Origin of the sequence: Pseudarthrobacter albicanus (assembly GCF_018224015.1) — a bacterium.
Lineage (GTDB): Bacteria > Actinomycetota > Actinomycetes > Actinomycetales > Micrococcaceae > Arthrobacter > Arthrobacter albicanus.
This window is the reverse complement of sequence record NZ_JAGPOT010000003.1, coordinates 1-15,240: the sequence shown is the minus strand read 5'-3', so window position 1 is coordinate 15,240 and position 15,240 is coordinate 1. Positions and strand designations below refer to the sequence as shown.

Here is a 15,240-nt window from a genome sequence, read left to right as displayed (position 1 = left end):
TCGGAAAATCCAGCCTACTCCAGTGTGTGACGCGTTTGTTGGACAAGCAGCGCCGGTTTCCGGAGGCGTCCGGTTCAGGGGAGCGCCTGCCGTTCGCCGACGGCAACGGAGCGGTCGGGGGTGACGTAGTCCCGCCGTCGTCGTTCTATCTTCTCCTGCTGGCGGGGCGACGGGATCCTGGCGCTTTTGGCCCGGGTGCATCTCCCGCAGGCGGCGACGAAATTCTGCAGGCTGGTGGATCCGCCCTTGGACCATGGATAGAAATGGTCGCCGTGCTCGGCGGGCCGGGAACAACGACGCTGGAACCCCGCTTCCAGCTCACACTGACCGCCAGCCCGCGCCATGCCATCGCGGCGCTGTTGGCGCGTGAAGCGCCGGACCGGATCGCGGCGTCGGACGTCGCGGCCGCTGATGATGGCCGCCGCAATGGTCAGGATGACGACAAGTGCGCCCGGTGCTATGACCGCCGCCAGTACATCGTCGAACATTCCGCGAAAAATCTCGGCGGCGGACGAGGCGCTCGCGCCAGCACCTACGTTTGTCTTCGGCATCAGCGCCAGAATGGCGGAGGCGAGTAGCCACAAAGTCACAGCCATGTATGCCAGGCGCAGAGCCTGGCGACTCCAGTAGATGCGTTTCAGTTCCACAATTGGCTCGTCCCCATCAATCTTCAGCTCCGTGGAAGCTGCTGCCGTGCAGGGCTAGGGAGATCGTACCGTTGGGGTCGACGATTTTGCGGAAGTTTTCACTACATGTCCAGCCATCCTTGCCGTGCCTCGCTGTCCCCGGAACCGTTCCGGCGCCCGCTGGCAGCGGCTCGGTCGGCACGTGCCTCCTGCACGCTTTCTCCGCGTTGCCGTCAGGAGCGCCAGATCGCGTTGGTCATCGACCGGTCAGCCGCGGGAGCGTGGACAACGCCGACAGCTCTGCAGACTCGTCAGGAACATCCAGAGATGCCATCACGTCGTCGAAAACATGCGGAGCCATGAGAGTGACGTCCGAGCAAGAAGTGATCTTCTGCGCTGCTTGCCCGGCAGGGACGATAGTGCGGTGAGCTCTCTTTGTTGCCATGGTGCAACCTCCACATTCCAACCTAAGGCACTTGTACGGATGCCGCTAGGTTCGTGCCGCCGATCTGCGGCCGTTGCATGTGGACCTATCTGTGAGAACCTGAAGTGGATTCTGACGTTTATCGCGAAGTGTCAGGACCCCTCAGGGGTTTTCCCATTTAGCGTCTTCTACCACCGGGTTCCAGCCGCTCAAGCGCCCAGTCCCAGCGGATCAGCTCCTGCTCCAGCCGAACGGACTGTCCGAACTGGTCGCTGCCCAGCGCGGCGTAGAGCGCCGACTCTTCAGTGGTCAGCCTGCTGAGCGCAGCCCGGGAAGGAGTTGGCTCGCTGCCCCACGCCTCACGGTGTGCCAACAGCGTGGCCTCGTCCATCAGCGCGCTGACCACGTGCGGGTGCACCGCCCGGAGCTGGTCCAGGATCCGGAAGCCGTGGGTGTCCAGGTCGCCCCAGTACCGGATCTCGCAGTCGCGGAGCCAGCCAGCGTCCCGCAGCGCCGAAAACCCGTACCCGCCGCCGTAGACGGCCAGGGTGCCGGGATGATCGGGCAGAGCCAGGAAATTCACCAGGTTTTCGGTGACGATCACGGTTTGGACCGGCAGGTTCAGGGTGCTGAACGCCTCGGCCGTGAGGGTCAGGTCCCGCGCGTCACCCAGCAGCGGCAGCTCGGGGTCCAGCGCCCGGAACCTGACGAGCTCTGGCGGGTGCAGGAAGCCGTGCCGCGCGGCGAAGCGTGCCGCCGGTGTCCGTGCCGGTGCCTGGCCCAGCAGGGACCCCGGCTCAGCGGCCATGTCCGGGAGGACATCCTCCGCGGCGGTGCCCGCGGCGGTGCCCGCGGCGGCGTCCGCGGGGAGGGCTGGGTCTGCACGCAGCTCCCCAGCCAGCTCATCGATCACTTTCCGGTGATTCTCGATGAACTTGGTGTGGACCCCTGGCAGGCTGAGCTGCCGGACATAGACGCCGGGGTCCGGATTGTCCCGAAGCCAAAGGGACACCCGGGCGGCGGTCAACGCGTCACCGCCCAGTTCCAGCAGCTGCAGCGGACGTCTCTGCGCCCACACACGGAAGGCGGGCTCCAGCGCAGACAACTCCTCGGAGAACCCACGGAACCGGGCCGCGTCCTTGGACTTACCAACAAAGGCAATCTCATCCTCCACAGTCTCGAACACCGCCGCTGCGGGCAGCAGGTTGGAACCGATGGTGGTGCGGCCCACCTCCGCGGTCTCCAGGGTGAAGGGACCCGTGGCGGCAAACAACTCAGCCGCCCATGCTCTCGCCGCGGCGTAATCACTCCGGAGCGCGGCCGCCGTCGGGCGTTTCAGCGGGCGGCGGCGCGGGTAAGCGCCGGAAGGCTCCAGCAGTTCACGCAGCAAATGACCGCGGTTCCAGGCTTCAAGGGACACTGCCCGCAGCGCTGAAATCGTGGTCCAGCTCCGCGAGGGTTTAGCCGACGCCTCAGCCGGCACGCCGGTCCCGTTCGTCCCGGTATTCCTGGATGGTCATGTTGCGCAGCTGGGAATCGTCGCCGTTGGTGTTCGCCACGAAGCCCACATGGGCCACGAACGGTTCGATCACATGGATCTTCTGCAGGGGAGTGACGATCAGCAGCTGGAGCTTCATCCGCTGGAACAGCTCCAGGCCGTAACGAGCGGACTCGTCGGAGCCGCGGCCGAAGGCCTCATCGATGACGACGAACCGGAAACTGCGGCCGGCGCCGGAATTCTTGCCCGCATTCCGGCCGGCGCCCTGCCCGGAGCCCTGCCCGGAACCGAGCCCGAACTGGAATGCCAGTGCGGCGGCGAGGATGGTGTAGGCCAGTTTCTCCTTCTGGCCGCCGGATTTTCCGCCCGAGTCGGTGAAGTGCTCGAACTCCTCCCCGGTCTCGGTCCACTTCTCGGAGGCGGAGAACGTGAACCAGTTCCGCACATCGGTCACCTTGGCCGTCCAGCGTTCATCCAGCGTGGTGTAGCCGTCCCGGCCGCGGAACCGCTCGATCAGCCGCGACACCTGCAGGTATTTCTGCTCCGAGTACTGCTCCTCGTCGCCGATGGTCCCTTCCGAGCAGGCCAGCAGGTCCATGCCGAACTGGCGGACGTCCAGGTCGGTGGTGTTCTGGTGCTCCAGCTGGATGTGCCGGCCGGTGTTGTACTCGATCCCGGCCAGGGAGAGGTTGATTTCGCCGATCCGGTTCACGATGTCCTGCCGGCGGCTGTCCAGGAAGGCGTTGAACGCCACCACCTCGTGGATGGTGTTCTGGTTGAGCGAGTCCTTGAAGTGCGCTTCGAACCGGGGCAGGTCGTTGCTGACCAGCTGCTCCAGGAGCCGGTTGTAGTCCCCGGCGGCCTCGAGGGCGGCGTCGATTTCGGTGGTCTCGTTCGGGTACCTGTTGCGGAAGTCGGCCATCAGCCGCACCGTGGTTTCCGCCGTGCGGGCGATCCGCTTGACCAGCGCGTCGATGATGTCCGTCAGCCCGGCACGTACGGTGCTTTCCACCGCCGCGGTGTTCTTGTACGTCAGCGGCTTGTCCCCGAGCGCGACGGCGGCGAGCTTCCCGACGGCGGCCAGCACGCCGCCGTCGTCCGTCAACGGCTGCTCACCCAGCACGGCAGCGCATTCCTCGATCGCGGCGGCGATCTCCTTGGCCGCTTCCTCATTGGCGCCGATGCGCTGCTGGAGTTTGTTCGCCTGGTCCTCCAGGCGACCGAGCCGGGAGGACATCTCCGTTTCCCTGGCGGCCAGCTGCTGCAGGACGTCGCTGGCGGACTCGAGGTCGCTCTTCTCCTTCTTGAGGTCCTCGATGCGGCGGGCCGTGAGCTGCCAGCTGATCTCGGCGAAATCCGCCACGGACCGGACCGTGCCGAGCTGCTGGTTCTGCCGCCCGAGCGCGCCGAGGTAGTGGTCTACCTTGCCGAGCCGGGCGGTGTTGCCCTGGAGCTGGCCCCGGACCTCATCCTGCTCGGCGAGGAAGCGGGTGACCTTGTCCTGGTTGTCCCAGCCCAGCACATAGTTGCGCCGGTCCGCCAGGTCCCGGCGGTCGTCCTTCTCATGCCGCCCCCGGCCGCCCTTGAGCTGGCCGTTGAGGGTCAGGGCCTTCGGATAGCGGCGGAAATCGTCCAGATTCCCGCAGCAGAAGTAGTCGAACCGGCTGTTGAGTTCGTCCAGGAGGAAGTCGCGGAACGGGGTGCCCTGCTTGATCGCGATTTTGGCCGCCAGCGTCCCCGGCTCGGCTGCCCTGGGTGAATACGACTCCCCGATCTTCAGGTACACCAGCCGGCCCCGGAGGTTGTTGGCATCCACCCACTTGCTTACGGCCTGATAGTGCTCGGATGGCACCAGCAGCGAGAGCGCGAAGCCGTGGAGGGTGCGTTCCGCGGCGCCCTCCCACTCGGCTTCCCCGTCGCGGACCCGCAGCAGTTCGCCGGCGTACGGCAGCGCGTTCTCCGGGATACCGGTCCCGTCACACAGCCGACGGCGGAGCTCCAGCTGGGGGCGCGGCAGCAGGTTGGGGCGGGACTGCAGGCTGGTCAGTTCGGCGCCGATCTCGGCGGCGCGCTCGGTGAGCGTGGTCCGCTCGATGGTCAGCGCGGTCCGGCTTTCCTGCAGCCCGCGGGAGTTCTCGCCGAGCTCCGCTTCCACCTCGGCCAGCCGGGCCCGGTTGGCGTCGAAGAGGACCTTGTCCTCCGGGACCTGCAGGCCCAGGCCGGCGGCCGCTTCGGTGTAGTTCTCGAAGCGCGCCCGCTGGGTGCGTGATTCCTCGGCCAGGCGGGTGGCCTCGGCGTCGATGGCGGCCAGCCGGCCGCCGCCGTTGCTGCGGATGTCCTCCTTGACGGCGGACAGATCGTGGCGCAGCTGGCTCATTTCGGTGGACAGTTTGCCGCCGTCCTCCCGCAGCCGGACTCCGGTGCGCGCCAGCTCCGCCTGGTGTTCCAGGCTCAACGTCAGCCGCCGGTCCGTGAACCAGGGGTGCAGCTGGTCCCGCTGGGTCCGGGTCTCCTGGTCCTCACGGCTCAGCCGGGCGTGCTGGGCGGAGCCCTCCTTGATGGGCGTCAGCAGGCCGATCTGGTCCTTGGCCCGGAGCACGGCGTCGTGCGCCTTCTTCAGGTCGTCGAAGTGGTGGATGAGGTTGCCGATCCGCGACTCGACGTCGTCTTCCTCGAGCATGTTGGTGCGCACGAAGTGGGTGATGTTCTCCACCTGCTTCATGGACACGGTGCGGTGGAACAGCTCCATGGCCTGGTTCCCGCTGATGCCGAACTGCCGCTTGAAGGCCGCGGCGTAGGGGTCGAAGGAGTCATGGACGGTCGCGCCCGCGGCGCGCAGCTTCTTTTTCAGCTTCGCCGGATCCTGGCCGAAGTTGGCAAAGTCCGCCGCGATGGACTGGTCCGTCTCGGCGAGGGAGTAGAAGCGGCTGGGCTGGCCGGCCTCCTGCATGGCCCAGAGCGTGACGGCCAGGGTGACGGACTTGTCCAGCACCGCGTTGTGGAAGACGCCCAGCACCACGGTGAGCGTTCCCGTCCCGCGCAGCGCCACGGGCTTGGAGTATTCGCCTCCCGTGCTGCGGGTGCTCTTGTGGAAGCCGCGCACGTAGGACATCAGGGTGCGTTCCTTCTTCTGCGCCCCGGCGGCCTTGTTGTACTCAATTTTGTTGGCCGGCAGCAGCAGGGTGGTGATGGCGTCCACCACGGTGGACTTGCCCGAGCCGATGTCACCGGTCAGGAGGCTGTTGGCGCCGTCCAGCCGGAACGTGCGGATCCCCTGATGGAAGGTGCCCCAGTTGAGCAGCTCCAGGCGGTGCAGCCGGAAACCCGGGGGAGTGCCGGCGTCGTCCGCTTGATCGCCCGCCGTCACGGCGGCTGATTCGTCCAGGCTGAACAGGCTGTCCTGCAGTTCCGTGTTAGTGCTCATTTGCCGTCCCCTTCCGTTGCCTCGGCGCTGGCGCCGGTGAGCGACGCGCGGTAGTCCGCCAGCCGCGCGTCGAACTCCTCGAGCCACTGGGCGTCCACGTAGGCCTTGAGGATCCTGGCCACCTCGTAGGTGCCCGCCTGCCCGCGCATTTTCCGCAGGAAACCCAGCTCGACGACTTTCTTGATGTTGGCGCCGAGCTGGTCCAGGATCCGGGCCTCGTTGCTGGATTCGGGCAGGAAGACCGACACCATGTCCGCGATGTCCTGCTCCGTCATGATGAGGCGGAGCTCGCTGCTGTTGGTGTCGAACTCCAGCATCCGGGCGCGCAGCAGGGCCAGCAGCAGGCTCACGTTGAAGGTCAGCTGGCGCCGCGCGATGAGCCGCGGGAGGTCGCCGTCCGGGTCCTCCCGTGACTTCAGGAAGGCGTAGCCCTCGGATTCGTCGAGGATCAGGTCCAGCCCGAGCACGGCAACATAGTCGCGGATCTGGGAGGCCAGGCCGATCAGCGACTGCCAGATCTTCTCGTCCGCTTCGGCGTAGACCACGCCCTTGAACAGCCTGGTGATGACGCCGGGAAGTTCCTCCGGCGTCCGGGTTTCCGGTGTTTCCAGTGCTTCGGCGGGGTTCATGCGGGCCTTCCAAAGATGATCCGGTCGATGGTCGCTTCGCGGATGCTTCCGTCCGGCAGTGACCAGGACAGTTGCTGCGTGGCCTCGGGGTTGATGTCCGCCCAGTCCGACTCCGTGGCCAGCTGGTAGTAGGCGACGACTTCAGCCAGGCCCTGGGACAGCGGGTAGGCGTCGGTGATGTCCGCGAGGGTGGCCTGCTCCGCGTCGGCCAGGACGGCGTCGATGTTGGCTTTGAGCCGCTCCGTGTCCACATGGAACTGGCTGAACAGGGCGCCGGCGTCCACGTCCGCGTCGTCGGCGGCGACGACGTCGTCATCCACCATCACCTTCCGGCTGGGCTCATAGAGGGGCCGTTCGAACGGCAGTGCCACGTCCACGGACGGGGCGGCGATTTCCATGAAGACGCCCGACGGCGGCGCCTCCCGGGTGGACAGCGCGCCGGATTCGATGCTCCGGATCAGCTGCATGATGCGTTTGTTCTCCAGGAAGACCTTGTCGTCGAGGAGCCGGCGCATCTGCTGGGAGAGCTGGCGGACCGTCGCCTGGGTCTGCTCGACGGCGGGCAGCCAGTCCTGGTGCAGCCTGGTCACGGCGTGGAGGTTCTCGGCGCCGGCCAGCGCCTCGATCCGGGTGGCCCGCTGCAGCAGGTCCCGGAGTTCGGTGCGCAGCTGCGGGGACATCAGGTAGTCCCAGAAGCCCTGGAACGTCCGGCCCTGCAGGGAGCTGCTGATGTCCTGCTGGTTGGCGAAGATGGTCTCCAGGAGCTCGCCCTGGGACCCGTCCCACGTGGCGATCTGTTCGCGGACCTGGCGGTCCAGCTTCCGGAAGTTCTGTTCGACCTCGCGGAAGTCCGAGAGCAGGTCCCGGGCCAGCGCGGTCAGCTGCTGGAAATGGTCCAGTGCTTCGGGGGTGCTCATGACCCGGATGTTGCCGTCGCGGATGCGCTGCATCTCGGCGTCGATCCCGTCGCGCTGGCGCTGGAGCTCGGCAAGCCGCACCTCCGGGTCCGTCTCGGACTGCTGGACCAGGGCCTTGAGCACGGCGAAGATACTGGTCAACCGTGACTGGGTGGCGACGAAGTCCCTGCCGCGCAGGCTCTCCACCCAGTGCACCACGTCCTCCGCGGCGGGGGTGAGGTCGTAGCGGGGCTCGTCCTGGCCCGGCACGTAGTATTTCCGCAGCCACGCGCGTTCCGGCGCGGCCCAGTCGTCGAGGTATTCCGACGCCGGTCGCGGGAACCTGTCCTCGCCGTAGGCATCCCGCAATCCGAACAGCACATCATCCAGGGCGTCAATGAGTTGCTGGCGGCCGATGTTGCGCTGGTTCGGCTCGGTAAACGCCGTCATGAAGAAGCAGACCGCCAGCGGGCCGTTCTGGGCACGGAGCAGGGACCATCCCGCGTGGTTCTCACGAAGCGAATTGATCGCGTAGTAGTCCATGGTGTCCTTGGTTGCGGCTCGGTTGCGGTCTGGTTGCGGCGTCCCCGGCCTGGCGGGTTTCCCTCTACCTAAGCTACCTGCAACCGCCGACATATTTCTGTGGAGGAGCGGTGGCGGCGGCCGGATTGCTTCACGTTCAGACCAGGCTGCCCCATTTCTTGGAAATCGGAGCCGCAAAGGGCAAAACACATTCCTGCGTCACACGGTGAAGCTCCTCGTAATAAGTGAGAGTCAAATTGCAAGTCACAGGTTACGATTTGCAAAGTCTGGCTCAGCAGACTTTGGTTGCGCAGCTCCGGCTGACGCATGAACTTTTGGGGATGTACATGCTCGCGACGACGAGTCGATTCCGCCTGCCTGCCTTAATAAGCGCAGTTCTGGCGATATTCATGATGCTGGGCATGGTCCCGGCCATCGCAGTCGATACGGCTTCGGCTTCCATCCAGGGGACCGTGACTGCTCCCGCTGGGGTGAGCGTCGCCGGAACCTCTGTTTATGCCTACACCGAGGCCTCGCAAGGCCAGCCAGGCGGCCCGCCTGTCAGCGTGTCACCGGACGGCAGTTACAAAATCACCGGTCTCGCGGCGGGATCCTACAAACTCCAGTTCTCCGGCAAAAGTGGCGGTGCCCTTGATCAGTGGTACCAGAACGCCGCCTCGTTCAACACCGCCACGGCAGTGACCGTCACCGCCGGCCAGACTCTCACGGGAGTCAACGTGACCCTGGCCAAGGGTGCCACGATCAGCGGCAAGGTCACCGTACCGGCAGGCGTCATTCGTTCCAGCGTCTACGTCAGTGCCTCTCCGGTTGCCTCGCAATGGCAAATGGGCCAGTACGTGAGCGTGGAATTGGACGGCAGCTACAAAATCACGGGTCTCGCGGCGGGATCCTATAAAGTCCGGTTCTCCGGCTGGAACAGCGGCGCCCTGGAGCAGTGGTACCAGAACGCGGCCTCCTTCGACACGGCAACTGCGGTGACAGTCACCGCAGGGCAGGACCTCACCGGTGTTAACACCACCCTGGTGAAGGGCGCCTCGATCAGCGGAAAAGTCACCGTACCGGCAGGCGTCAATCTTTCGAATTTTTTCGTCAGTGCCTCCTCGACAACCTCGCAAAGCCAATTGGGCCAGTCCAACCTGGCACCGGACGGCAGTTACAAAATCGCGGGACTGGCGGCGGGATCCTATAAACTCCACTTCTCCGGCTGGAACAGCGGCGCCCTTGAGCAGTGGTACCAGAACGCCGCCTCCTTCGACACGGCAACGGCCGTGACAGTCACCGCAGGGCAGGACCTCATCGGTGCTAACACCACCCTGGTGAAGGGCGCCACGATCAGCGGAAAAGTCACTGTACCGGCAGGCGCCAATCTTTCCAACGTTTCCGTCAGTGCCTCCTCTGCGGCCACACGCGGCCAAATGGGCCAGTCCGGCGTGGCACCGGACGGCACCTACAACATCATCGGCCTGGCGGCGGGATCCTACAAACTCCGGTTTTCCGGCGGCGCCCTTGAGCAGTGGCACGAGAAGGCCGCCTCGTTTGACACGGCCACCGCACTGACCGTCACCGCCGGGCAGGACCTTACCGGAGTCAACGCCACCCTGATGAAGGGCGCCACGATCAGCGGAAAAATCACCGCCCCGGCCGGCGTCAGTCTTTCCTACGTTTCCGTGAGTGCCTCGTTGGCGTCCTCACAAGGCCCATCGGTTCAGTCAGCCTCCGTGGCACAGGACGGCAGCTACACTGTCGCCGGTCTCCCGGCGGGATCCTACAAGCTTCGGTTCTCCGGCTGGAACAGCGGCGTCCTGGAGCAGTGGTATGGGGGCGCCACCTCGTTTGACACCGCCACGGCCGTGACCGTCATCGCCAACCAGGACCTCACCGGAGTCAACGCCACCCTGGTGAAGGTCGCCACGATCAGCGGAAAAGTCACCGCCCCGGCCGGCGTCGATCTTTCCCGCGTTTCCGTCAGTGCCTCGTCGGCGGCCTCATGGGACATGTGGGGCCAGTTAGCCTTCGTGGCATCGGACGGCAGCTACAGGATCACGGGCCTGCCGGCTGGATCCTACAAGCTCAGGTTCTCCGGCTCGAACAGCGGTGCCCCTGACCAGTGGTACCAGAACGCTTCCTCCTTTGACACGGCCACGGCCGTGACCGTCACCGCCGGCCAGGACCTCGCAGGTGTCAACACTGCCCTGGTCAAGGGCGCCACGATCAGCGGCAAGGTAACGGCCCCCGCAGGCGTGGGGCTTTCCGGGGCTGAGGTCAGTGCCTCGCCGGTGGCCTCGCCGGTGGCCTCGCAAGGTCCGGGCGGACAGTCTTCCAGCGTGGCACCGGACGGCAGTTACAAGATCGTCGGCCTGCCGGCTGGATCCTACAAGCTCAGGTTCTCCGGCTCGAACGACGGTGCCCTCGGGCAGTGGTACCAGAATGCCGCCTCCTTTGACACGGCCACGGCAGTGACCGTCACCGCCGGACAGGACCTCACCGGCATCAACGCCTCGCTGGTGAAGGGCGCCACGATCAGCGGCAAAGTCACCGCCCCGGCAGGCGTCACTGCTTCCAACGTGCGGGTCTCAACCTGGTCGGCGTCCTCAATGACACCGGTGGGTCAGTCCGTCAGCGTGGCACCGGACGGCAGCTATAAGATCCTCGGGCTGCCGGCGGGATCCTATCGGCTCCAGTTCTGGGGCTACGACACCGGAGCCGTGGAACAGTGGCACCAGGATGCGGTCTCCCCTTACCAGGCCACCGCCGTCACCGTCACTGCCGGACAAGACCTCACCGGCGTCAACGCCAGCTTGACCAAGGGCGCCACGATCAGCGGCAAAGTCGCCGCCCCGGCAGGCGCCAGTCCTTCCAACGTTTCCGTCAGTGCCTCTCCGGCGGCCTCCCAAGGTCAGCCGAGTCAATACTCCAGCGTGGCACCGGACGGCAGCTACAAGATCACCGGCCTGTCGGCGGGATCCTACAAGCTGGCCTTCAGAGGAGGGGTCAGCGGTGCCGTTGACCAGTGGTACAAGGGCGGTGGTTCCTTCGACACGGCCACGGCTGTGACTGTGGCTGCGGGCCAGGACCTGACCGGCATCGATGCCGCCCTGGTCAAGGGTGCCACCATCAGCGGAAAAGTCTCGGCACCCATCGGCGTCGAGCTCAGGAAGACCATAATGCGCGGCATCACCGTCGCTGCTACGGAGGTGCGCGTCTATCCTGCGGGCTCTTCCACGACCCAGGTTGCACGCGCCGACGTGGGCGCAGACGGCAATTACCAGGTAATCGGATTGCCCGCCGGATCCTACAAGTTCTTCATTTCCGGTTGGAACACGGGCGCAGTCGACCAGTGGTACGACAGGGCAGCCTCTTTCGATGCGGCCCGTACCTTGACGGTGGCGGCCGGGCAGGACCTGACCGGTATTAATCCCGCTTTGGCCGCCGGTTCCACCATCAGTGGCAAGATCACCGGAGCCGGAGGCAAGTACACCCCGATCAGTGTGCTGGACTCAGCGGGGGCTGTCGTCAAGGACGGTTCCGCCGATCCTGATGGAACCTACAGCATCGGCGGCCTCGCGGCAGGGTCCTACAAAGTCGCCTACAACCGGGCCAGCGGCTCTTCCCTCGCCGAGGCGCAGTTCTACAACAACAAGCCGGAATCCGCCGGGTTGGGCGCAGCGCAGGCGCTGACCGTCGGGGCAAGCCAGAAGGTGGCGAATATCGACGCCACCCTCGTCACCGGCGGCTCGATTACCGGGACGCTCACGGACAAGGCGGGCAAACCGCTGCCCAACGCGGGAGTGCAGGCCTATACCCGCGATGGAAGCCTCACCACACGCAGCGGGGGTACCGACTCAAGCGGCAGGTTCAGCCTCACGGGCCTAAGCACCGGCAAGTACTTCGTCGTTGCGCAGTCCGGTGCGGACGGAACGAAGATCTACTCAGGAAACGTCGTCGGCGAGGCCAGCGCCACTCCGGTCGCGGTAACCGTCGGCCAACCGACCGACGTCGGCACGCTTTCCTTCGGCTCCGCGCCGCTGGCGTTGACGGGCGCGCCGGTGCCGACGGTCACCGGTACCCCCGTGGCCGGGCAGAAGCTGACGGCGGTTCCCGGTGCCTGGGGTCCGGCTCCGGTGACCCTGGCGTATCAGTGGAAACGTTCGGGTGTGAACATTCTCGGGGCAACGGCGGCCAGTTATACGCTGACCGCCGGCGATGTCGGCAAGACGATCACGGTGACCGTCACCGGTTCCAAGGCCGGGTACACGACGACGGCGAAGACCAGCGCGGCCACCTCAGCCGTCACTGCGCTGCCGGCGTTGGCCGCTGCGCCCGTTCCGACGGTCACGGGTACCTCCGTGTCCGGGCAGAAGCTGACGGCGGTCCCCGGCACCTGGGCTCCGGCGCCGGTGACCCTGGCGTATCAGTGGAAGCGCTCGGGTGTGGTGGTTGCCGGGGCGACGGCGGCCAGCTATACGCTGACCGCCGGTGATGTCGGCAAGACAATCACAGTGACGGTGACCGGTTCCAAGGCCGGCTACACGACCACGGCCACGTCCAGCGCGGCCACCACGGCCGTCACGGCGGCGCCGCTGGCATTGACCGCTGCACCCGTTCCGACGGTCACGGGCAGCACCGTGTCCGGGCAGAAGCTGACGGCGGTTCCCGGCACCTGGGCTCCGGCGCCGGTGACGCTGGCGTATCAGTGGAAGCGTGCCGGCGTGAACATCGTCGGGGCGACCGCGGCCACTTACGTCCTCACCACGGCTGATGTCGGGAAGACGGTCACGGTGACGGTGACGGGATCCAAGGCCGGGTACACGACGGCGGCCAAGACCAGCGCGGCGACGAAGGCGGTCACGGCGCCGCTGGCATTGACCGCTGCACCCGTTCCGACGGTCACGGGTAGCACCGTGTCCGGGCAGAAGCTGACGGCGGTCCCCGGCACCTGGGCTCCGGCGCCAGTGACCCTGGCCTATCAGTGGAAGCGTGCGGGCCTGAACATCGTCGGGGCGACGGCGGCCACTTATGTCCTCACCACGGCTGATGTCGGCAAGACGGTCACGGTCACGGTGACCGGTTCCAAGGCCGGGTACACGACGGCGGCCAAGACCAGCGTGGCCAGCAAGGCCGTCATGGCCGGGTAGGTCCACCGGGCACAGCGTCCCGGCTGCCAGTCCGTACACCATCCAGCATCACAAAGGAGACCCGTGCCCTTCCCAAGCCAAGCGTTGGGAAGGGCGCGGGTCTTCGCGCCCCAGGCCTGTGTGTGGCTGCTGGCCTGTTCGGTTCTGGTCTTCCAGCCCGGCGGCCTGTTCCGATTCACCTGGATCAAGGTTGTCTGGCTGCTCATCGCACTTGGCGCCGGAGCCCTCGTCCCCGCCGGAGGCCGGCTGCCGCAGGGCATCCGGCGGGCCATGTGGACCACGGCCATCGTGCTGGCTGTCTCGATGGCATTCTCCGCCAACCCGGTGGCCAGTTTCCTGGGGCGCTGGCCGCGGTTCGAAGGCGCGCTGGTCATCACGCTGTACTTCGCCGTCCTTACCTTGGGCGCCAAGGTTCTCGGCGGACGGGCCGGCGCCGGAAACTGGGCCGCATTCCGCAGCGCCCTCACCCCGGCGGTGGTGATCGTGGGCGCCATCAGCGCCTTCGAGGCAGCCGGCTTCCGGCCCCTGGGCGGAGCCGCTGACCTGCGCCCCGGTGCCACCCTGGGAAACGCGACAGACCAAGGAATCATCGGCGTCATGGCGGCCGCGGTGCTGGCGCTCCCGGCCCTGCGCGGCCGCAACTGGCCGGCCCGGATCGGCCTGACGGCGGCGGTCCTGACGACGGTGCTGTCAGGTTCCCGCGCCGCAATACTCGGGCTGGCCGCCGTCGTCCTTGTGCTGGCAGCGACAATGGCGGCAACGCGGACCCTCGGCCGGACCCGAGCCATGGTGGCCGGCGCTGCCGCACTCTTCGTGCTGGCCGCGGCCGCCGTCGCCATTCCGGTGGCCCGGGAACGGCTCCTCAGCGGCGACACCGTCAACGGCCGGTGGCTCCTGTGGGAGGAGACCCTGAACCTCGTCCGCGACCATCCGTGGGCCGGGGTGGGCCCGAACGGATTCGTTGATGCCATCACCGGCTACCACACGCTGGATTGGGCCGTCCGGGCGGGCACTGCCTTCCCTCCGGACTCGCCGCACTTCTGGCCGCTTCAGGCCGCAGCAGCGGGTGGACTTCCGCTGCTGCTTGGGGCGGTGCTGCTGACCTTCCTCGTTCTGCGCAGCGCCCGGAACGGCATCCGCGCTGCGCCACCGGGCGCCGACCGCGACAATCTCGCCGGCGCTTTGGCTGCCGTGGCCGCCTACGGCCTCATGCTCCTCACCGCGTTCACCTCGCCGGCCACCACTCCATTGGCCGCGTTCATCTGCGGCGGCCTGGTGGCGACGTCGGGGGTTGCCGCGCCCGTGATCCGGCCCGCAGCGAAGGGAACCCGCCCGGCCCGGGGCTGGAAGTCCTTCCCCGCCGGAGCAGTGGCTTCGGGCCTGCTCGTGGCCCTGGGGCTTGGCGTCGCCGTGCCGGCGGCGATTGCCGAATGGCCGATGGCCGCCGCCTCATCCGCCGCCGCGGCCGGAGACCTGCCGACGGCGGAGGGGCAGTTCCAGCGCGCCTACGGCCTGCGGCCCTGGGACTCGGACACGGCGCTGCTGGCGGCACAGGCCTTCGCCGGGCCGGCCGCGGACGGCGACGCCGCAGCCGCCACTCATGCCATCGAGTGGGCCCGCATCTCCCTGGACCGGACCCCTGGCTCATCCGAGGCAGGTCTCGTCCTCGCCATCGGCTACATCAACAGCGGACGCCTCCAGCAGGGCAAGGACACCCTCGATTCAATCATCAAGCGCGCCCCCTTCGACTCCGCCCCTTACCTCCATCGCGGCATCGCCAACTTCGGCCTCGGCCATGTTGAGGACAGCATCGCCGACCTCGCCGCCGCGGCGGAACGGGCGCCGGAGTCAGCGGAACCCTGGACCATTCTGGCCAGGATCTACGGCCGCCTGGGAGACCCGGAGGCGGCCGGGCAGGCACAGGCCCGGGCCGCGGCGCTCGGCGGACGCTAGGACTGCGCTGAACAATTTGGGTGGTTTAAGGCGCGCCTGCTGGACTTCGCGCAGTGGTCCTTAAGACTGGGTGTATGCAAGGAATTGAGGCGGCCCAGCGCGGATATTTGGA

7 protein-coding genes are annotated in these 15,240 nt (G+C 66.9%); 2 read left to right on the top strand and 5 right to left on the bottom strand.

The window, feature by feature from the left end; all coding sequences use genetic code 11:
* Positions 1-74 precede the first annotated feature (74 nt).
* From J9611_RS00970 to J9611_RS00950, 5 genes are all read right to left on the bottom strand, one after another.
* Complete coding sequence (locus J9611_RS00970) at positions 75-647, bottom strand: HNH endonuclease (protein WP_307856993.1); 573 nt, start codon at positions 645-647, stop codon at positions 75-77.
* Between the two features lie 581 nt (positions 648-1,228).
* The gene (locus J9611_RS00965) at positions 1,229-2,470 is read right to left on the bottom strand and encodes a Wadjet anti-phage system protein JetD domain-containing protein (protein WP_211876842.1); all 1,242 of its coding nucleotides are present in this window, start codon (positions 2,468-2,470) and stop codon (positions 1,229-1,231) included.
* A gap of 52 nt (positions 2,471-2,522) precedes the next feature.
* Complete coding sequence (locus J9611_RS00960) at positions 2,523-5,972, bottom strand: ATP-binding protein (RefSeq protein ID WP_211876841.1); 3,450 nt, start codon at positions 5,970-5,972, stop codon at positions 2,523-2,525.
* Positions 5,969-6,601, bottom strand: a complete 633-nt coding sequence (locus J9611_RS00955; RefSeq protein ID WP_211876840.1) for a DUF4194 domain-containing protein — start codon at positions 6,599-6,601, stop codon at positions 5,969-5,971. The genes J9611_RS00960 and J9611_RS00955 overlap by 4 nt, the downstream gene beginning before the upstream one ends.
* Complete coding sequence (locus J9611_RS00950) at positions 6,598-8,040, bottom strand: DUF3375 domain-containing protein (RefSeq protein WP_211876839.1); 1,443 nt, start codon at positions 8,038-8,040, stop codon at positions 6,598-6,600. The genes J9611_RS00955 and J9611_RS00950 overlap by 4 nt, the downstream gene beginning before the upstream one ends.
* Before the next feature lie 389 nt (positions 8,041-8,429).
* Between J9611_RS00950 and J9611_RS00945 the strand changes: the two genes are divergently transcribed.
* On the top strand, positions 8,430-13,175 hold the full coding sequence (locus tag J9611_RS00945; RefSeq protein WP_211876838.1) for a beta strand repeat-containing protein: 4,746 nt from the start codon (positions 8,430-8,432) through the stop codon (positions 13,173-13,175).
* A gap of 63 nt (positions 13,176-13,238) precedes the next feature.
* Positions 13,239-15,128 carry an O-antigen ligase family protein gene (locus J9611_RS00940; protein WP_307856992.1) on the top strand — a complete coding sequence of 630 codons (1,890 nt, stop codon included), beginning with the start codon at positions 13,239-13,241 and terminating at the stop codon, positions 15,126-15,128.
* Positions 15,129-15,240 lie beyond the last annotated feature (112 nt).

Coding starts and splice junctions, on each gene's coding strand:
- J9611_RS00945 (WP_211876838.1), top strand. CDS start 8,430: ATGATGCTGGGCATGGTCCCGGCCATCGCAGTCGATACGGCTTCGGCT.
- J9611_RS00955 (WP_211876840.1), bottom strand. CDS start 6,601: ATGAACCCCGCCGAAGCACTGGAAACACCGGAAACCCGGACGCCGGAG.
- J9611_RS00960 (WP_211876841.1), bottom strand. CDS start 5,972: ATGAGCACTAACACGGAACTGCAGGACAGCCTGTTCAGCCTGGACGAA.
- J9611_RS00950 (WP_211876839.1), bottom strand. CDS start 8,040: ATGGACTACTACGCGATCAATTCGCTTCGTGAGAACCACGCGGGATGG.